The sequence below is a fragment of the Dellaglioa sp. BT-FLS60 genome, assembly GCF_054941065.1.
This window is the reverse complement of record NZ_JBSOLI010000034.1, coordinates 1-17,051: the sequence shown is the minus strand read 5'-3', so window position 1 is coordinate 17,051 and position 17,051 is coordinate 1. Positions and strand designations below refer to the sequence as shown.

Sequence of the window (17,051 nt, the reverse complement as noted above, 5' to 3'; positions counted from 1 at the left end):
TACGTTAACTTTCCTGTAATTAAACGATTCATATTTCAGTCAGAAAGACCTATTTTACAAAAATATAATGCGCGGCTTTGTAACTAATATTTCTAACTTCACCCGTATTTTCTAATTTAATTTCAACAGGTCCTTCAAAAGGTGCATGAGAAACAACCGTTAATTTATCGCCGATATGTAATTCCAAATCATCCAAGTAAGTTAACAAATCATGATTATCAATAAAACGTTCAATGATAACCTTGGTTCCATCTTCAACTGCCTCCAAAACCAAGTGACTGTCTTCCTCATAGTTACCTTCCTTATCAGGAATGACACCACCATGGGGACAATGTGTTGGATAACCCAAGAATTCATTTAAATGATCAAGCAAATATTCACTTGTCACATGTTCAAGTAATTCTGACTCGCCATCAACATCTTGTAATTTGTAGTTTAACTTATCAACTAAAAAACATTCCCATAACCGATGCTTACGCACTAAGTCTTCCGCTAATAATATCCCAGGCTTGGTTAACGAAATCCCTGCATATGGCGTATGTTCAACCAATTCTTCTTTAACGAGTTTGTTGACCATTTCTGTAACTGATCCGGCCGCAATGTTCAGACTAAGCGCAATCTGTTTGTTTGATATTTTCTTTTGCGTACCGCCTAATTCAAAAATAATTTTTAAATAATCTTCCTTCATAGGTGTCATATTCGAGCTTTCATTTTTTGTCATTAGTTAATCAATTCACTTCCATTTTCTTAATAATGAATTCATTATATCAGAATGACGGTCGAATTGTAACTTATTTTTTAGGAACGCCTAATTTTTCATTTTAAAACACCTAAACGTAAAATTTTAGTGTTTTATGACCTTAATAATTACGCATTATAAAATTTTGGAGTGCATTCCCTTTGTTACGTGAATAACCCATAAGAGATTAATAGTAACCAGAATGGCTGTTGAAATAAAAACACCGCCATAATCAAAAATACCAGATATAGTTGACCCTATCATTGGTCCTACTACGGAACCAAGCGATTGAAAAGATTGATTATAACTAAAGACCCTTCCAGTCAATTCACTAGGTGTATTCTTAGCTATCAATGTTTGAACAGCTGGAAACATTGCAGCATCAGCTAATCCAATTAAAAATCGCAATCCGCCAAGCTGCCAAATATTTGTCACTAATGCCATTGGTACAAAAAAAGAAACTAGCACTAATCGTGAAGGGATTCCACAGAATTGAAGTAAAAATTAAACAAACAATTATCAAAAATAACTGTCGCACTAAGACAAATCATTAAAAAATATCTATGTCTTCTAAAATTTACGCAAAAAAATAAACCTGTTATCAAATAACAGATTTTTTCTTCTTTTACTACACTATCTAATAAAAATCCTTACCATTTACATAAATATCATTACCATCATATTCAACGCCGTTCACACTAAACTCATTATCGTCAGATATGTCAATTTTGCTTCCAATCCAGTTATACCTTGGCGTTACTTGGGTAAACCCAAAAACATTTTAGATCCATTTTTTAATGAATTCATTTCATCCAAGTTAAGTTGACTTCTTACGAATTTAACAGCCGCATCAGCATACTTTATCGATAAAAACAGATTAGGTAATAATTCCACTTCTTCAATTTTTGGAATGTTTATATCCTTGGGTATCTTTTATATTATTTATTAGCTGTTTTTCCTTTGGTATCATTATAATCTATCTTTTTATATGTTATAATTAAAGTATAGATAATAATACAAATGGAGATTATAAATTGACTGAATCTATATCCAAAAACTTATATTTACAAACAATTCTCGAGCTGAGTAGTGGTAACGATAAAATATCAAATAAACAAATTGCTGATCATTTAAACGTTTCTCCCTCTTCCGTTTCTGATATGTTATCGAAGTTACAAGAACAAGGAACGATTATTTTACAACCTTATTATGGTGTAACATTAACTGAAAAGGGTAAAAAAACGGCAATTAAATTAATTCGCTCTCATCGCTTATTTGAGATATTTTTATCAAATAAATTACATTTATCTATTTCAGAAACACATATGAATGCAGATAATTTAGACCATGATGCAGATGAAAAAATGATTAATGCACTAGAGATATTTTTAGATTATCCAACACATTGTCCTCATGGCCTATTAATCCCTGATGCAGACTATAACTACGCTCCAGTATCTCTCAAAACGATTTTCGACTCCTCTATTGGAAATACAATTGAAATTGATAGTTTCACAGAAGATTTAGAATTATTACAATATATTGAATTAATTAATATTCCAATTCATTCTCAATGGATTATTATCAATAAATTACCATTTGATGGTCAAATCATTTTAACCAATGTAGATGATCATAGAGAAATTCAATTAACACCTCATGCTGGAAAATTTATTTTCATTCAAATACTTTCAAAATAATTCATAAGGTATTTTCCAACCCAAAACTTTTCGAGGTCTGTTATTTAAGCTAAATATAAATTCTTGAATATCACTTTGACTGTAGTTATCAGGCTCTATGTCAAATAGTGTTGACGAAGCAAAAAATGATAAAACTAAAGCTGAAGAATCTTACGATTCTTTGGTTTTTTTTATGCCGTTATGAAGATTCTGTTTCTGAATGAATTGAAGGTTCTGTAACCGAAGGATACACGTTTAATAACCTTGATTTTATTATTTATGCCCTCAAGTATTACGTTGGAATATGAATGAGAAGTGGCATTTAGTATATGTTCCTTGTGTTTGATTATTGATTGAACTGAAGTTTTAAAAAAAATCATTCGGAGTACCTTTTTCTTTTAGTTTCTCAAGAAAGGCAGAAATTCTTCTGTCTTTTTGTATTTAATGATACGAATAATAGTTTGATAAATATCATAGGCATCAGAAAGCTCAGGTGAATAGGTTAACAATCGGTCCATTAAGTCTTGTTCAGTAAAAAGTCCTTTAAATAAAGAAAAATGTTGGTAATTTTTATAATCGGGTTTATCGGAATACTTGTTAAATTTTTTCCAATAACGCTTTAATACTAGCGCATCTTTTTTACGAGGTAACTGTTTAGAGGCGTTCATATCAATCACAATATACTGCTCTGACTTCTTTAGGATAATGGAGAAAATGTGATTTTAAGGTCATTTGCCTACGATCTGGTAAGATATCAAGAGTTTTCCCACTTTTTTCATCTAAATATATGAAACTTAAACCACCTAAAACGTTACTTGTGAGACAGACTTCATCAAAACAGAGTACTTCAGGCAAGTACATCCAGTCTTGTCTGATGTTGATTTTCAAGCGTATTTAAAACACGAAGTGTTGTTGAAATAGAAATACCGATACGTTTTGAAATGGTCTTTATGGAAGAAATATCTGATAGGTAAAGAAGCGTTAAACACTTAATAACGATAGAAAGATGACACCTAGGTTTAATGATAGATGTCGTTGTCGTAAACGTTTCTTGACAAGCTTTACAGTAGAAACGTTGTTTCTTTAATTTAAGATAGGTGTCAAAATGGCTTGTTCGTGGTAAAAGGATCATGGAAGTTTTCGTTCCGTTTTTGACAACTGTGAAATTAGTATTGATAACGCCACATCTCTCACAGCATTTCGGCATATAAGTGAGAGTAGCATCAACCTTTTTGATTTTTCTTTGATGATAAGTCACTGTCGTGACGACATAAATAATACAATCAAGGTTATTAAACGCGTATCCTTCGGTTATAGAATCTTCATAACGGCATAAAAAAACCAAAGAATCGTAAGATTCTTCAGCTTTAGTTTTATCATTTTTTTGTTTCATTAACACTATTTGACATAAAGTCTTTTAATTTAGTGACTTATGTCACAGCCTCTTTCATAATATTATCTAACCACAGTTGACGAAGAGCCTGCGATAGTTCTTTCCTAAAAAGACTAATTTCAATCAAATTACAAATAATGATTTATTAAAGGCTCTAGATTTAATTAATCATCAACCACTAAAAGTTCAATATTTTCAAACTGCCATTGATTGTTTTAGAATTTGTTCGAATTAAACTTGTAATTTGCTATATATTATCTTACAAAGTATGCTCCTATGATATATTATACCAGTCCTATTTCTCATTCAATTAACGTACTACGTAAACAGAAATAGGAGCATGTTTTGCCATATAGGCTGCTTGGCTTCCAAAATACTTACTTACACCTTTTTTTGCTAATGAGCCGATAATTAATAGATCAGCACGTACTGCAGGGATAATTTCATGAACAATTGTCTCGCCAGGTTCTCCTTCACCAATAACAACCATCACATCTTTAACACCTTCATTTTCAGCAATTTCTTTATATTCAAGTAAATGCGTTTCTAATTCTTTACGTTCTCCATGAACGTAATCCTTAGTAAGTGCTTGAAACACATTAACCTCATCACTTTCTAGTATCGATACAATAGTAAGCTTTGCATCTTCCTCTTTAGCACGATGAATAGCCGTCTTAAATGCCAATTGAGCATCATCCGAATCATCAACACCCACTAAAATATTTGCTAATTTTATATCGTCTGATTCTGTCATTTTTAAATAACCTCCCTAACCTTTATATTTTAAAACATTGTCATAAAGTCTTGAACTGTAGTAATAATTAATTGAATATTTAATAAAGTTAAAACAATCGCACAGATCCAACCAAGTATAGTTACCCATAATGCATTTACAAATCTTTCACCCATCATTTTTTTACTACCCGTAAACATAATTAATGGAATCATTGTAAATGGTAAAGCGACACTCAGAAATACTTGTGAATAAACAAGTAAGTTATCAAGTGCACCTTCAGTTCCACCCCAAACAAATGCGGCAATCATAACTGGAATAATAGCGATTAAGCGTGTAACTAATCGTCTAGCCCATAAAGGCATACTTAAATGGATAAAACCTTCCATAATAATCTGACCGGTTAATGTTCCAGTAATTGTTGCATTTTGTCCGGAAGCAAGTAATGCTACGGCAAATAACGTACTCAATATCGGACTAGCAATTGCACCTGCAATACTATTATCTTTTAGTGCATTATAAAGATCACTAAATGCTGCTAATTGTTCACCATGACCAAAGAATAACGCTGCTCCTAAAATTAAAAGTAAAGAATTAATAATCCAAGCGAATCCTAATTGGATATTTGAATCCCATGTTGAAAAACGAACTGCTTCAGCAACTGCTTCTTCATCATTATGATCAACCTTACGTGTTTGTGAAATTGATGAATGTAAGTATAAATTATGGGGCATAACAGTTGCTCCTACAATTCCTAATGCTAAAACTAGTTGATTCTTATGCATGATTTCTGAATGAGGAATCAACCCGTTTAACATTGGTCCAATTTGAGGTTTTGAAAGGACAACTAAGTAAATAAAAATTGCAAAAATAGAAAAAATAAGAACAACAACAATAGCCTCAATTTTACGGAAACCTAATTTTGTTAATAATAATAATACTAATACATCTAATACGGTAAGCATAACACCTACTGTTAATGGTATCCCGAATAATAATTCTAAAGCAATAGCGCCACCAATAACTTCAGCAATATCGGTTGCCATAATAGCTAATTCTGTCATAATCCAAAGTATAATACCTAGGGGTTTATTTGTTTTAGCCCTAATTGCTTGTGCTAAATCTAACTGTGCTACAATTCCCAGTTTACTAGACATATACTGCATCAACATAGCTATTAAACTCGAAATTAAAACAACAGATAATAGTAAGTAACGATATTTTGCCCCACCAACAATTGATGTGATCCAATTACCTGGATCCATATATCCTACAGCTACTAATGCACCTGGACCACTAAAGGCCCATAGTTTTTTCCAAAAGCTTCCTGTTTTTGGAACTTCCACTGTACCATTAATTTCTTCTAAGGAAGCACCATTTGCTTGATATATTAAGCCCTTTTTTTCTGGTTTATTCATATTACCACCTTCTCTTTCTTAGTACATTGTCTAGTATACACAATGCACTAAGAAAAAAAAAGATATTTTTTAGTTTTGGCGAAACTTTTTTTATGATGAGTCAAATTACAAGTTTAATTTTAACGAACTCTAAAACAATCAATAGCAGTTTGAAAATATTGAACTTTTAATAGTCTGTGATTAATTAATTTTAGAACTTGCCATTTAAAGGACTTTTTACTGAACAAGACTTAATGAATCGATTATTAGCTTATTCATCTGATGCCTTGCTCCTATGTCAAATATCCGGACAAAAATATTGTTGAAATTTAACTAACTTTTGAAAATATTTGTTTATAACTTAATTGGTTCAATTAATTTGAATTTTTGTTGGTAAATCCATTTTCTTTTAAAAAGTGAATGGAATCCTTCAATATATGAATTATCATATGGATGTCCTTTTAATGAGTATGAAGGTTCAATCCCGTTTGATTTCAGACATGATTCAAACAACTGACTTTTATATTGGCTTCCCATATCACTATGAATCATTCCAATGTTTGTTAAAGCCCTTAGGGCTTTAACAACAGGTTTAGTCGGTCATATACTTATCAATATTGTAGGCAATTACTTTCCTTGTTTTAACATCGAAGACACTCGCTAAATAAACCCAATTTTTGTTAATTATTTGAATATAATTTATATCAGTATATAGAATACTACCATCATTGTTTAACTGTGATAAATTAGCTCTTTGACTGTATTCTGTTTGAGTTATTGGCTTATGGTATCGATTAACCGTACAAGGTTTAATCCCACTTTCATGCATTAATTTCCAAACAAACCGACTCGATGTTGTTAGTCCAGTTCCTTGAATCACGGCCGTGATTCAAGGATAGACATAAGTTCTAAAGGTATCGTTCCAGGTTTTAACGACTAATTTTCGTAAATATTCATGTTGTTCTTCTTGTTTACTTGGCAGCCACTTTAACCAATCATAATAAGTTGAACGAGGGACCTTAATTACCCGTAAAATCATGGAAATACGATAACCTCTGTGTAGATTGAAATTGATAACTTTGCGCATTCCACTACGTTTTCGAGTTTTTAATATTTGGCAAAAATTATCGTGACTGATTTTAAAATATCATTTTCCTGTTCACCTTCTGGTGAATGACTTTTTTTAGATTTTTTAACCCAATCAAGGATAGTTTGATAATGAGGTCCATATTCTTCAGCTAAATCCTTAGGATTGCCGCATCATTTAACATTTTAACAATAGAATTTTTAAAGTCTTGATCATAATATTTTGTCATAAAAGTACCTCCATAGATTATTATGCAGAACGAAAGAAAAATGTCCGTAAATACATCATAGGATCATATTCGTATCATTTAAATACAAAAAGATAGAAGATTTCCTTCACTTTCTTGAGGAACTAGAAGAAAAAGGAACGCCTAATGATCTTTTTAAAATTTCAGTTCAATCAATAATAAAACACAAAGAACATATACTAAATGCCATTTCTCATTCATATTCCAACGCAACACTTGAGGGCATAAATAATAAAATCAAGGTTATTAAACGTGTATCCTTCGGTTACAGAGCCTTCAATTCATTCAGAAACAGAATCTTCATAACGGCATAAAAAAAACCAAAGAATCGTAAGATTCTTCAGCTTTATCATTTTTTTGCTTCATCAACACTATTTGACATAGAGCCAAAAAATCCATTGTCAGTAATAGACTAAATTCTATTACCCAACAACAGATATTGTAGACCCAGAGAATCATCGTAATCAAGTTTTTCTTTTAAAATTGATTGTAGATTCATAGGGTCCTTTCTTTGTACTTATTTTACTAGTCCTAATTCAACTTGGCATTCTGGACAATAACCATAGGTTTCTACATGCGTACTTTCAATTATATAACCACTTTTTTGTGCAGCTTCTAATTCAACTTTTGGAAAAGTCATTTCTGTAAAGATATCCGTTATTTTTCCACAATTCAAACAAATAGCATGATAGTGTGGTTCACCGAAGTAATCGTAATGCATTTTACCATCATCACTGTTGGATAATTCAATCACTAATTTATGTGCCACTAATACCTGCAACGTATTATAAACAGTTGCGATTCCAATTCCGACGCTATCATCTTTAATCCCATTAAAAATTTGTTCAACAGATGGATGATTATGTTGCGTAACTAAGTATTCAAGGATAATTTTTCTTTGTGGCGTAATTCGAACACCACGTTCCACTAATATTCCTAACGCTTTTTCTACATTTTTTTCCGTCAATTCGGTAACCTTCTCTTTCTAGTTAATTATTCTTTTTTATTATCTCATAAGGTAAGTTCTAAAATTAATTCGAACAGAAACAAAAAAACTCTAAGTAATCTCGTAAAATGATAGTAACTTAATCCAACCAAAAAAGGAAAGATTACTTTGAGCACTTCTACTTTAACACAATTTCAACGTGGACAACTAGGCCAGCTTGTTTCTGAAGGCAAAACCTATCAAGTCATAGCGAACGCCTTAGGCGTTCGCTAAATCTACGATTCATTATAAATTACAGCGTATTACACCCTATGACCCTATGCTGGCACAATCTGATGCAGATACCAAAAAGCGATTACGAAGATGCCATACAATTTTGACAGCTAAACTACGAACTTTAATTGAAAATCATTTACGCTTAATTTTGTCTCCTGAAATAATTGCTAATACATTTAACTTAGTTACCACTTCAATCTATCATTGTCCTTATAATGGTTAACTTAATTTTAATTTAATCGATTTACCCAACCGCAATATTTATCAGAAACGTTCTAACAAATCCCGTAGCACCTTTGTCCCAGGTAAATAAGTTAAAGAACGTCCAATTGGCATTAATAACCGTTCGGAATTTGGCCATTAGAGAATAGGTATCGTTCTTTCAAGTTGTGGTTAATCTTAAAGCCCACTTGGTGACCTTTGTTGAACGTCAATCACGGTTATTGTGGTCACCTAAAGTCCCAAATCAACTGCTTTAGCTTTAAATAATGCCTTTAAGAGTTTTATGAAAACCTTCGGTTCACAAGTAAAGTCAATTACAATCGATCATGGTAAAGAATTATCAAAATATCGAGCTCTTGAAAAAACATAAAATTGACGTTTATTTTTGTCATCCTTATTCACCATGGGAACGTGGCAGTAACGAATATTTTAACCGCAGGTTACGATGGTTCTTTCTTAAAAAGACTAATTTCAGTCAAATTACAAACGATGATTTAGTTAGAAGCTCTAGATTTAATTAATCATCGACCACTAAAAGTTCGATATTTTCAAACTGCCATTGATTATTTTAGAGTTTGTTCGAATTAAACTTGTAATTTGCCATAAATTAAAAAAATAGTGGACTTTTGGGTTTGATTAACATTATAATGATTATATATTTAGAACCATTATAACAAAGGAGAGGTTAAAATGTCTAAGAAAATATCCTTAGCACAACAAATAAATATTTTACGAGCTGCCGTAATGGGAGCTAATGATGGAATTCTTTCCGTCGCCGGAATTGTTATCGGTGTCGCTGGAGCTACAAGCGATAATTTTTCAATTTTCATTTCAGGTATCGCTGGAATGTTGGCCGGAACAATTTCCATGGCTATGGGCGAATACGTCTCCGTTAGTACTCAAAAAGATGCTCAAGAGGTCGCTACAGCAAATTCTCAATTCAATATCAAACATAATTATGATGCTGAATATCAATTTGTTTATAAAAAATATCTTACAACCGGTATCTCTTCAGAGTTAGCAACTAAGGCTACTGATGAAATGTTAGCATCTAATCCATTAAAAACAGTTGTCCGAGAAAAATATGGATTTAATCCGGATACTTATACAAGTCCTTACGCTGCTGCATTTGCTTCATTAATTTCTTTCCCAATTGGATCATTACTACCCTTACTTGCAATTACCTTATTTTCACCTAAATACAAAATTATCGCTACCTTTATTGCTGTTATTATTGCGTTAGCTATTACAGGTTATAGTGCTGCAACTTTAGGTAGTGCTAATCGAAGTAAAGCTATGGTTCGAAATATTATTTCTGGAGTTTTAACAATGTTAGTAACTTATTATATCGGAACGTTATTCGCTTAATTACGAAAGGAGATTCAGTACTTTGACATCTAAAATAAAGAAATATAAAACAATGGAAGAAAAATTAAACTCACTTCGTGCCGGTATTCTAGGTTCAAATGATGGTATTTTAACTGTCGTTGGTGTTCTATTCAGTGTTGCCGCTGCAACAACCAATAATTTTATTATTTTTATTGCCGGTTTAAGTGATTTAGTCGCCTGTGCATTTTCCATGGCTGCAGGTGAATATTCTTCTGTTAGCTCACAAAGTGATACTGAAAAAGCAGCAGTATCACTAGAACAACGTCGTTTAGATACAGATCGTCCATCACAAATTAAAGAGGTTCAAGCTTTCTATACAGAAAGAGGTGTTTCTGAAGCAACATCTTTAGAAATCGCGACCGAACTAATGGAAAAGAAACCTCTAGAAACGATTATCAACGTTAAGTATGGTTTGAAATTAAATCATTATATGAATCCTTGGGATGCAGCTTTTACTTCACTTTTTTCTGCATCTCTTGGTGGTATTTTCCCATTACTAGCTATGGTTATGTTACCTGAAAATTTTAAAATGATCGGAACCATCATTGCTGTCTCAGTTTCCGTTGCATTAACTGCGTATATTAGTTCCAAATTAGGTGACGGAAAGATTAAAATTGCTATTATTCGAAATATTATTATTGGGCTTCTAACTATGATGATTCATTATGGTATTGGTCAATTCTTTTAAAAAGGGCAAATTGTCAAGTCAAGTGCAATACTTTATTGTAAAATAATTCAGGAGACGTCTTCCAACTCAAAACTTTTCGAGGTCTGTTATTTAAGATAGCTGTGAATTTTAGGATATCACCTTGAGTATAGTTATCAATATCTATTCTTTTAGGTAAATATTCTCATATTAACCATTAGTATTTCCGTTTATGTCTCATTGCCAATGAGCATGTGCGTTAGGAAAATAAATGGGATCGTTTAGTGTATCAGTTAACATCGCATGTTTTGTGATCTTTTTTACTCTGTCCGGTGTAACTGTTAAAAATGCGATTACTAGGTATTTTTGATAACAATTGAATCATCATTGAGATCACTTTCATTGATGTCTTTTTGAGTACTTTAGCCGTTAATAAGTATCAACTAAAGTAACAATAACTGAGTGGCCTGGTTTCCCAATGAATGCATCAGCTTCCCAATCACCAATTCGACAACGATTATTAGCAACTCCAGGTCTATCATGAATTGAATTAGACATCTTTATTTTTCTACGTGTTTCAATACGAACTGCTGAATGTCTTGTTTTTCCACGATGTCTTAACTTACGAGTAATTCTTCATTTTTTAAAATTAATATTCTTTTAGATTTTTTCGACGTAATTCTTAGGCTACTTAAGCATCTACGGCTGAATAAACTAACTGATTACGGTGTAATTCGTGACTAATAGATGACGGTGAGCGATACAATACTTTAACAATCGACCAAATCGATAGATTCTAATGAACACCTAGTAGTAGTTTTTTTCGTTCATTTTCGGTAAAACTATGATAGTAATTCATAAGTTTTTTCCTTTCGTATTTGGCTGTCTCAGTAGCTTCATTTTACGATAGAAAATGACTTGTGAGTTTTTTTTATTTTAACTAGGTGTTGCACTTCAATTGTAAATTTATCTAATGAAAAACTTTGTTGTAAGACACATTGCTAAAGTATTAATGCGATATCTTTGTGTGTAGGTATTGTAATTAGATTTATAAGTGTTAATATATTCACATGAATATAATTTCATATGAAAAGGAGAATATGTAATGTCAAAATTAATTAGTTCAACTATATTAGCATTTATTTCAACAAACACGGATTACCTCTTAATTCTAGTTATCATATTTGCAAAATATAAAAATAAGCATGATGAAAAACTAATATTCATTGGAGAACTGTTAGGATCTGGAACTTTAATTGCTGTTAGTCTAATAGCTGCATTTTGGTTAAAAATGATTCCAGATGAATGGATATTAGGTTTCTTGGGTATTATTCCAATCGTTATGGGAATAAAAATGTATTTCAATGATGAAGAAGAGGGCGATGCGGTTCGAAAAAAATTAGAAATATCAAAATATGGCATAATTTTAAATGTCTTCCTTATTACAATCGCAACCTGTGGACCAGATAATTTAGCCATCTATGTACCTTATTTTACAACCTTGACAGCTGATACAATTCCACTTGTATTACTTTTATTTATTATGTTTCTATGTATAATTACAGTGTTAAGCAAAAAAATAACTGATTTACCTAAAGTTGGAGATTTTTTTAAAAAATATGGTGATTTGATTACACTAGTTGTATATGTTATCTTGGGAGTATATATTTTACTAGAGAATGGTACTATCCAACATTTTCTTTAAGGGGAAGTAATGAGACCATACGAACAGATTCCAGAAAATGAACTTAAAGAAGCAATAACATTGACTAAATTATTAAATCATCGTATACGATTACAGTTAATATATTTGCTAGAACAGCATGAATATAATGTTTCAGAATTAGTGGAAATACTTGGAATTGAGCAAACTAATTTATCTCATCAATTGAGTTTATTAAAAGAGCATCAAATAATAAGTCAACGAAGAGATGGGAAACAAATATTTTATCAAATTGACGACCCACATATTATTGAAACAATGACATCTCTTTTACAACATGCAAAGCATGTTATGAATGGTAAAAAACATAATGACAGTTAATAATTGGCAAATTACAAGTTTAATTCGAACAAACTCTAAAACAATCAATGGCAGTATAAAAATATTGAACTTTTAGTAGTCGATAATTAATTAAATCTAGAGCTTCTAATAAATCATTATTTTTAATTTAATTAAAATTAGTCCTTTTAGAAAAGAACCATCGTAGGCTCTTCGTCAACTGTTGTTGTTAGATAATATTATGAAAGTTCTGATTACTTAGTGATTAGGACTTTTTTGGCTCTTCGTCAGCTGTGGTGGTAGGTTTTCTATCACTAACAACAGCTTTTTAGATATACAAAAACAGAATTTTATTTCCTTTTAATAACCAGCCCAAAAGAAAGAGGGTTCATCTAAATTAACAATAATAGCCATTCAATCCTATAACTAACAACAAACCAATTATCGTAAAATATCTATGTCTTCTAAAATTTACGCAAAAAAATAAACCTGTTATCAAATAACAGATTTTCTCTTCTTTTACTACGCTATCTAATAAGAATCCTTACCATTTACATAAATATCACTACCATCATATTCAACGCCGTTCACACTAAACTTATTATCGTCAGATATGTCAATTTTGCTTCCAATCCAGCTATACCCTGGCGTTACTTGGGTAAACCCAAAAACATTTTTAGATCCATTTTTTAATGAATTCATTTCATCCAAGTTAAGTTGATTTCTTACGAATTTAACAGCCGTATCAGCATACTTTATCGATAAAAACAGATTAGGTAATAATTCCACTTCTTCAATTTTTGGAATATTTATTTCCTCCATCAACACTATTTGACATAAAGCCAAAATAGAACCAATTAAAATAGGATTTGAGCATTCTTTTTAAGAAATGTCTCGAATCCTATCTTTTTGTAGAAGGAAAGCCGAAACCCGTGTTACCGAGAGTCGATTTTACTTGATTGTTAATATGTTTCGCCTCTATATTCTTTATACTTATCTAGTTCTGTGAAGTCGCTTTTACATGCATTGACTCATACAACATCGAATGACGCCCTCTGAGCGATTTATTTATCCATTCGATTTCAAACGTTTCTTCAAGACCAAATACCTGTGAACTCGATTGATTATTCGTTCTACTAAAACTTGAATCATCAAAATTCGATATCTTGATTTGCTTTTTAATGCTCAAGACCGGCACCAATTCGCCTTGCTTGACATCTCTCAACGTCATTAACTTGCCATACATTGGAAATTTGATTCATCATCTTATCGATGTGTCTTGATTTGCTTTTTAATGCTCAAGACCGGCACCGTTTTAATTCGCCTTGCTCGACATCTCTCAACGTCATTAACTTGCCATACATTGGAAATTTGATTCATCATCTTATCGATGTGTCTTGATTTGCTTTTTAATGCTCAAGACCGGCACCGTTTTAATTCGCCTTGCTCGACGTCTCTCAACGTCATTAACTTGCCGTACATTGGAAATTTAATTCATCATCTTAATTGATGTGTCTTGATTTGCTTTTTAATGCTCAAGACCGGCACCGTTTTAATTCGCCTTGCCGACATCTCTCAATGTCAATAACTTGTGTTACATTTTTCAACTATCTTCAGTACTAAACACCGTCCAACTAACTTCGTTTTTTAAAACCATTAAATGAATTTAAAAAAGTGACTTCAGTTTTATTTTGTTCAGGGATTTCGATAGCTTTCCTTGCTACAAGTTCAGTATAGCACACTTGTAAACGGTTGCAAGCTTTTTGTTATTTATTTTAAAATTATTTTTTCTTACACATCTCTCAGCTCAAAATGTGTGCCATCTTCATCAATAACCGCGAATAAACGCTGCTTTTCAGTCTGATCAAAATACCCCATATCAAAAACAGTTTTATTCCCCTGCTTACCAACATCTGAAATACGATCAATGACAAAATGTTTAAATTGTCTAAAAATAGCCATTTTGCCGTTAACATGTTCAATAGCGGCAACTAACGTATATCCCTCGTCCAATTCTGATTTTATTAGGCTCACTTTTATCACCATATCTAAGCGATATTCTCGAGATTTTGTACGCCCATCTGAAATGCTTTCAATATAGCCTTTTTGCTCCCAATACCGTAATTGCCGTGTTGAAACCCCAGTCATTTTACTGATTTCACTGATTCCGACAATTAACCGATCCTGTTTCATGAGATTCGTTAATGGATTATTATTCACTATAAAAACCTTCCATCTCTAGTTTTCTAAATATATTTGAAACTTTTTATCGATTTCTGGCAAACTTTTCTGCAATGATTTTGATTTATTTTGTGTTCCCTCAGCCATCAATTTTAAATACATAAATAAAATTTGACTAGCATCTTTATGATATTTATTGCCAAGTTCACTTGCAAATGTGTACCGGTCATCTGTTAATAACTTTGAAAATGCCGTTTCTTTTGCCATTTAAACCCCTTCTATTGTTTTAATCATTGTGTGATGAGCAATTCCAGCATCCATAAATCCTTCGCCTTCAACCACATACCCTAATTTTTCATAAAAGCCTTGTGCTTGATCTTGTGCGCCTAATGTTAAATATTTAATGTCATAGACGGTTGCGAATCCTTCGATAAACTTGAGCGTATCCGTTGCTAAATGTTGACCCCGAGCTGATTTAATTGTCGCAACTCGTTGAACATGCCATGTTTCAGTATCCTCGCTAATGACACGAGCTGTCACAACAGGCTTGTCATCTTTATACCCAACAAAATGAATCGCTTCTGCTTCATTTTCTATCTCTAATGCCATTGGTACCTTCTGTTCTTCAACAAAAACCGTTTTTCTAATTGATAACGCATCTTTATAAATTTGACCCTCTATATCTCTAGTTGATTTTACCGCAAACATATTGTTCAGCCTCCGCTTTCTTATCATCTTCGCATATAGCTTACCATAACTTTATGTAAATTTGAACGACAAGAATCGTTGCCTTATAATTAGATTAATAACTTACTATTAAGGAAAAAAATTAATGAAAAAATACGGCATATTAATCACTATTTTACTAATACTTGGCTTGGGTACTGGATTTTTATGTTCAAATAAATCCACGTCAAGAAACACACCCGTACCAGTAACTAAAAAGAAAGTTGTGACGCAGATTCCTACTTTATATATTCATGGTTATGGCGGTACGGCCAACTCAAGTAATTATATGATAGCTGCGGCGAATAGATCAGGTAAAGCCCAAAAAGTACTGACGGCTACCGTCTCTTCAACGGGCGCTATAACTTACACAGGAAAATGGCGACAATCTGAAAAGAATCCTATTATTCAAGTCATTTTCACTCGAAATGATGCGGAAATTCCTGAAGAAGGCAGATGGATTGGCAAAATTGCTGATCATTTGAAAAAAACGTATCACATTAAAGCTATCAACCTCGTCACGCATTCAATGGGTGGATCATCCGCCATGTATTGGGCTGAATCAGTCAGAACGAAAACTTCTCCTAAGTTAAATAAATTTGTCCCAATTGCAGATCCAATTAACGGTGTTATTGGTATTGAAGAGAAAGCGAATCAGAATTATTTTTCAAAAAATAATGAACCTGCCCTAAAAACAAGCGCCTACAAAAGTTACTATAATAAGCGAAAAAACTTTCCCTCAAATACGAAAGTCTTTGTCATTTATGGTAATCTCGATGATGGTTCCAATTCTGATTCAGCTGTTAGCACGGTTTCGGCCCGTTCAATGAATTATTTATTAAGAGGCCAAATAAAATCATATCAAGAACTAAAGATTACTGGTAAAAATGCCCAACATAGTAAACTTCATAGGAACGCAACAGTGGATAAAGCAGTCATTCAGTATCTTTGGGGCAAATAACCCCTATACGAAGCGCCAACTTTGTGCTATGATTAATTTATGCGATGAGTCGAGTAAAATCAGACAACTTCGGTTGTTCCGCTGCGGCGGCTAGTGATTAGTTCGAAGATGGGGCATTTTTTACCTACCGCATTGTAGGTATGTCTGATTGTCACTGTTTTGTGGAATTCATACAATCTATTTACTTCGGTAAGTACCATATCAGGAAGCATCAACTTAGGTTGGTGCTTTTTTTGTTGCACACAATACGTAAATAATATTGAATAAAATAATTATTTTGATGATAATGTTAATAATTTCGGTTCTTCGTCAACTGTTGTTGGTGAATGATATTATGAAGGTTCTAATCACTTAGTGATTAGGCCTTTTTTTGTATGAATCTTAAGGGTATAAAATATTCTGATGCGAAATCTATAAAAGTTTCTAA

24 protein-coding genes and 1 pseudogene are annotated in these 17,051 nt (G+C 32.3%); 8 read left to right on the top strand and 17 right to left on the bottom strand.

Features of this window, described 5'->3' with window-relative positions:
* Positions 1-49: 49 nt before the first annotated feature.
* Both ACVQ8P_RS05645 and ACVQ8P_RS05640 read right to left on the bottom strand, forming a co-directional pair.
* On the bottom strand, positions 50-697 hold the full coding sequence (locus ACVQ8P_RS05645) for a metal-dependent transcriptional regulator (protein ID WP_462298374.1): 648 nt from the start codon (positions 695-697) through the stop codon (positions 50-52).
* Positions 698-874: 177 nt separating this feature from the next.
* Positions 875-1,207, bottom strand: coding sequence for an MFS transporter (locus ACVQ8P_RS05640; RefSeq protein ID WP_462298114.1), 333 nt, complete (start codon positions 1,205-1,207; stop codon positions 875-877).
* A 566-nt stretch (positions 1,208-1,773) separates the two neighbouring features.
* On the opposite strand from ACVQ8P_RS05640, the gene ACVQ8P_RS05635 reads away from it, so the two are divergent.
* Positions 1,774-2,439 carry a metal-dependent transcriptional regulator gene (locus ACVQ8P_RS05635; protein ID WP_462298112.1) on the top strand — a complete coding sequence of 222 codons (666 nt, stop codon included), beginning with the start codon at positions 1,774-1,776 and terminating at the stop codon, positions 2,437-2,439.
* A 170-nt stretch (positions 2,440-2,609) separates the two neighbouring features.
* On the opposite strand, the gene ACVQ8P_RS05630 is transcribed toward ACVQ8P_RS05635, so the two are convergent.
* From ACVQ8P_RS05630 to ACVQ8P_RS05595, 8 genes are all read right to left on the bottom strand, one after another.
* Positions 2,610-2,798 (bottom strand): transposase, encoded by a 189-nt coding sequence (locus ACVQ8P_RS05630; protein WP_462298111.1) that lies wholly within the window; start codon positions 2,796-2,798, stop codon positions 2,610-2,612.
* 18 nt (positions 2,799-2,816) lie between these two features.
* Positions 2,817-3,086: a hypothetical protein gene (locus ACVQ8P_RS05625; protein WP_462298109.1), complete on the bottom strand. Its 270-nt coding sequence runs from the start codon at positions 3,084-3,086 to the stop codon at positions 2,817-2,819.
* A 179-nt stretch (positions 3,087-3,265) separates the two neighbouring features.
* Entirely contained in the window at positions 3,266-3,811 is a 546-nt protein-coding gene (locus tag ACVQ8P_RS05620) for a transposase family protein (RefSeq protein WP_462298108.1), read from the bottom strand.
* A 310-nt stretch (positions 3,812-4,121) separates the two neighbouring features.
* Positions 4,122-4,565 (bottom strand): universal stress protein, encoded by a 444-nt coding sequence (locus ACVQ8P_RS05615; protein WP_462298106.1) that lies wholly within the window; start codon positions 4,563-4,565, stop codon positions 4,122-4,124.
* Positions 4,566-4,594: 29 nt separating this feature from the next.
* Positions 4,595-5,962: an Nramp family divalent metal transporter gene (locus tag ACVQ8P_RS05610; RefSeq protein WP_462298105.1), complete on the bottom strand. Its 1,368-nt coding sequence runs from the start codon at positions 5,960-5,962 to the stop codon at positions 4,595-4,597.
* Between the two features lie 333 nt (positions 5,963-6,295).
* The gene (locus tag ACVQ8P_RS05605; protein ID WP_462298104.1) at positions 6,296-6,493 is read right to left on the bottom strand and encodes an integrase core domain-containing protein; all 198 of its coding nucleotides are present in this window, start codon (positions 6,491-6,493) and stop codon (positions 6,296-6,298) included.
* Between the two features lie 40 nt (positions 6,494-6,533).
* On the bottom strand, positions 6,534-6,821 hold the full coding sequence (locus ACVQ8P_RS05600; RefSeq protein WP_462298103.1) for a hypothetical protein: 288 nt from the start codon (positions 6,819-6,821) through the stop codon (positions 6,534-6,536).
* Between the two features lie 9 nt (positions 6,822-6,830).
* A complete protein-coding gene (locus ACVQ8P_RS05595) occupies positions 6,831-6,980 on the bottom strand; it encodes a hypothetical protein (RefSeq protein ID WP_462298101.1) in 150 nt (49 codons plus the stop codon).
* A 327-nt stretch (positions 6,981-7,307) separates the two neighbouring features.
* On the opposite strand from ACVQ8P_RS05595, the gene ACVQ8P_RS05590 reads away from it, so the two are divergent.
* The gene (locus tag ACVQ8P_RS05590; RefSeq protein ID WP_462298373.1) at positions 7,308-7,589 is read left to right on the top strand and encodes a transposase; all 282 of its coding nucleotides are present in this window, start codon (positions 7,308-7,310) and stop codon (positions 7,587-7,589) included.
* Between the two features lie 203 nt (positions 7,590-7,792).
* Here the strand turns inward: ACVQ8P_RS05590 and ACVQ8P_RS05585 are convergent, their stop codons facing one another.
* Entirely contained in the window at positions 7,793-8,242 is a 450-nt protein-coding gene (locus ACVQ8P_RS05585) for a Fur family transcriptional regulator (protein WP_462298100.1), read from the bottom strand.
* Positions 8,243-8,389: 147 nt separating this feature from the next.
* Between ACVQ8P_RS05585 and ACVQ8P_RS05580 the strand changes: the two are divergent.
* From ACVQ8P_RS05580 to ACVQ8P_RS05570, 3 genes and pseudogenes are all read left to right on the top strand, one after another.
* A pseudogene (locus tag ACVQ8P_RS05580) lies at positions 8,390-9,307 on the top strand (IS30 family transposase).
* 102 nt (positions 9,308-9,409) lie between these two features.
* Positions 9,410-10,087 carry a VIT1/CCC1 transporter family protein gene (locus ACVQ8P_RS05575; protein WP_462298099.1) on the top strand — a complete coding sequence of 226 codons (678 nt, stop codon included), beginning with the start codon at positions 9,410-9,412 and terminating at the stop codon, positions 10,085-10,087.
* A 52-nt stretch (positions 10,088-10,139) separates the two neighbouring features.
* Positions 10,140-10,796: a VIT1/CCC1 transporter family protein gene (locus ACVQ8P_RS05570; protein WP_462298371.1), complete on the top strand. Its 657-nt coding sequence runs from the start codon at positions 10,140-10,142 to the stop codon at positions 10,794-10,796.
* A gap of 387 nt (positions 10,797-11,183) precedes the next feature.
* On the opposite strand, the gene ACVQ8P_RS05565 is transcribed toward ACVQ8P_RS05570, so the two are convergent.
* Positions 11,184-11,312 carry a hypothetical protein gene (locus ACVQ8P_RS05565; RefSeq protein WP_462298098.1) on the bottom strand — a complete coding sequence of 43 codons (129 nt, stop codon included), beginning with the start codon at positions 11,310-11,312 and terminating at the stop codon, positions 11,184-11,186.
* A 547-nt stretch (positions 11,313-11,859) separates the two neighbouring features.
* Between ACVQ8P_RS05565 and ACVQ8P_RS05560 the strand changes: the two genes are divergently transcribed.
* On the top strand, positions 11,860-12,459 hold the full coding sequence (locus ACVQ8P_RS05560) for a cadmium resistance transporter (RefSeq protein ID WP_462298097.1): 600 nt from the start codon (positions 11,860-11,862) through the stop codon (positions 12,457-12,459).
* A gap of 9 nt (positions 12,460-12,468) precedes the next feature.
* Complete coding sequence (locus ACVQ8P_RS05555) at positions 12,469-12,798, top strand: ArsR/SmtB family transcription factor (RefSeq protein ID WP_462298096.1); 330 nt, start codon at positions 12,469-12,471, stop codon at positions 12,796-12,798.
* 489 nt (positions 12,799-13,287) lie between these two features.
* Here ACVQ8P_RS05555 and ACVQ8P_RS05550 read toward each other — a convergent pair whose 3' ends face one another.
* The 5 genes from ACVQ8P_RS05550 to ACVQ8P_RS05530 all read right to left on the bottom strand — a co-directional run bounded on the left by ACVQ8P_RS05550 (position 13,288) and on the right by ACVQ8P_RS05530 (position 15,645).
* The gene (locus tag ACVQ8P_RS05550) at positions 13,288-13,578 is read right to left on the bottom strand and encodes a hypothetical protein (RefSeq protein ID WP_462298095.1); all 291 of its coding nucleotides are present in this window, start codon (positions 13,576-13,578) and stop codon (positions 13,288-13,290) included.
* Positions 13,579-13,753: 175 nt separating this feature from the next.
* Positions 13,754-14,002, bottom strand: a complete 249-nt coding sequence (locus ACVQ8P_RS05545) for a hypothetical protein (protein WP_462298094.1) — start codon at positions 14,000-14,002, stop codon at positions 13,754-13,756.
* 545 nt (positions 14,003-14,547) lie between these two features.
* Complete coding sequence (locus ACVQ8P_RS05540; RefSeq protein WP_462298093.1) at positions 14,548-14,976, bottom strand: MerR family transcriptional regulator; 429 nt, start codon at positions 14,974-14,976, stop codon at positions 14,548-14,550.
* Between the two features lie 18 nt (positions 14,977-14,994).
* A complete protein-coding gene (locus ACVQ8P_RS05535; RefSeq protein WP_462298092.1) occupies positions 14,995-15,204 on the bottom strand; it encodes a hypothetical protein in 210 nt (69 codons plus the stop codon).
* Positions 15,205-15,645 (bottom strand): GNAT family N-acetyltransferase, encoded by a 441-nt coding sequence (locus ACVQ8P_RS05530; protein ID WP_462298090.1) that lies wholly within the window; start codon positions 15,643-15,645, stop codon positions 15,205-15,207.
* Positions 15,646-15,769: 124 nt separating this feature from the next.
* Between ACVQ8P_RS05530 and ACVQ8P_RS05525 the strand changes: the two genes are divergently transcribed.
* A complete protein-coding gene (locus ACVQ8P_RS05525) occupies positions 15,770-16,624 on the top strand; it encodes an alpha/beta hydrolase (RefSeq protein WP_462298089.1) in 855 nt (284 codons plus the stop codon).
* Positions 16,625-17,051: the final 427 nt, after the last annotated feature.

Excerpts from the sequence above, each read along its gene's own strand:
- ACVQ8P_RS05645 (WP_462298374.1), bottom strand. The coding sequence starts at position 697 with ATGACACCTATGAAGGAAGATTATTTAAAAATTATTTTTGAATTAGGC.
- ACVQ8P_RS05630 (WP_462298111.1), bottom strand. The coding sequence starts at position 2,798 with ATGATTTTTTTTAAAACTTCAGTTCAATCAATAATCAAACACAAGGAA.
- ACVQ8P_RS05625 (WP_462298109.1), bottom strand. The coding sequence starts at position 3,086 with ATGAACGCCTCTAAACAGTTACCTCGTAAAAAAGATGCGCTAGTATTA.
- ACVQ8P_RS05620 (WP_462298108.1), bottom strand. The coding sequence starts at position 3,811 with ATGAAACAAAAAAATGATAAAACTAAAGCTGAAGAATCTTACGATTCT.
- ACVQ8P_RS05615 (WP_462298106.1), bottom strand. The coding sequence starts at position 4,565 with ATGACAGAATCAGACGATATAAAATTAGCAAATATTTTAGTGGGTGTT.
- ACVQ8P_RS05610 (WP_462298105.1), bottom strand. The coding sequence starts at position 5,962 with ATGAATAAACCAGAAAAAAAGGGCTTAATATATCAAGCAAATGGTGCT.
- ACVQ8P_RS05605 (WP_462298104.1), bottom strand. The coding sequence starts at position 6,493 with ATGATTCATAGTGATATGGGAAGCCAATATAAAAGTCAGTTGTTTGAA.
- ACVQ8P_RS05595 (WP_462298101.1), bottom strand. The coding sequence starts at position 6,980 with ATGATTTTACGGGTAATTAAGGTCCCTCGTTCAACTTATTATGATTGG.
- ACVQ8P_RS05575 (WP_462298099.1), top strand. The coding sequence starts at position 9,410 with ATGTCTAAGAAAATATCCTTAGCACAACAAATAAATATTTTACGAGCT.
- ACVQ8P_RS05570 (WP_462298371.1), top strand. The coding sequence starts at position 10,140 with ATGGAAGAAAAATTAAACTCACTTCGTGCCGGTATTCTAGGTTCAAAT.
- ACVQ8P_RS05565 (WP_462298098.1), bottom strand. The coding sequence starts at position 11,312 with ATGTCTAATTCAATTCATGATAGACCTGGAGTTGCTAATAATCGTTGT.
- ACVQ8P_RS05560 (WP_462298097.1), top strand. The coding sequence starts at position 11,860 with ATGTCAAAATTAATTAGTTCAACTATATTAGCATTTATTTCAACAAAC.
- ACVQ8P_RS05555 (WP_462298096.1), top strand. The coding sequence starts at position 12,469 with ATGAGACCATACGAACAGATTCCAGAAAATGAACTTAAAGAAGCAATA.
- ACVQ8P_RS05550 (WP_462298095.1), bottom strand. The coding sequence starts at position 13,578 with ATGGAGGAAATAAATATTCCAAAAATTGAAGAAGTGGAATTATTACCT.
- ACVQ8P_RS05545 (WP_462298094.1), bottom strand. The coding sequence starts at position 14,002 with ATGTATGGCAAGTTAATGACGTTGAGAGATGTCAAGCAAGGCGAATTG.
- ACVQ8P_RS05535 (WP_462298092.1), bottom strand. The coding sequence starts at position 15,204 with ATGGCAAAAGAAACGGCATTTTCAAAGTTATTAACAGATGACCGGTAC.
- ACVQ8P_RS05530 (WP_462298090.1), bottom strand. The coding sequence starts at position 15,645 with ATGTTTGCGGTAAAATCAACTAGAGATATAGAGGGTCAAATTTATAAA.
- ACVQ8P_RS05525 (WP_462298089.1), top strand. The coding sequence starts at position 15,770 with ATGAAAAAATACGGCATATTAATCACTATTTTACTAATACTTGGCTTG.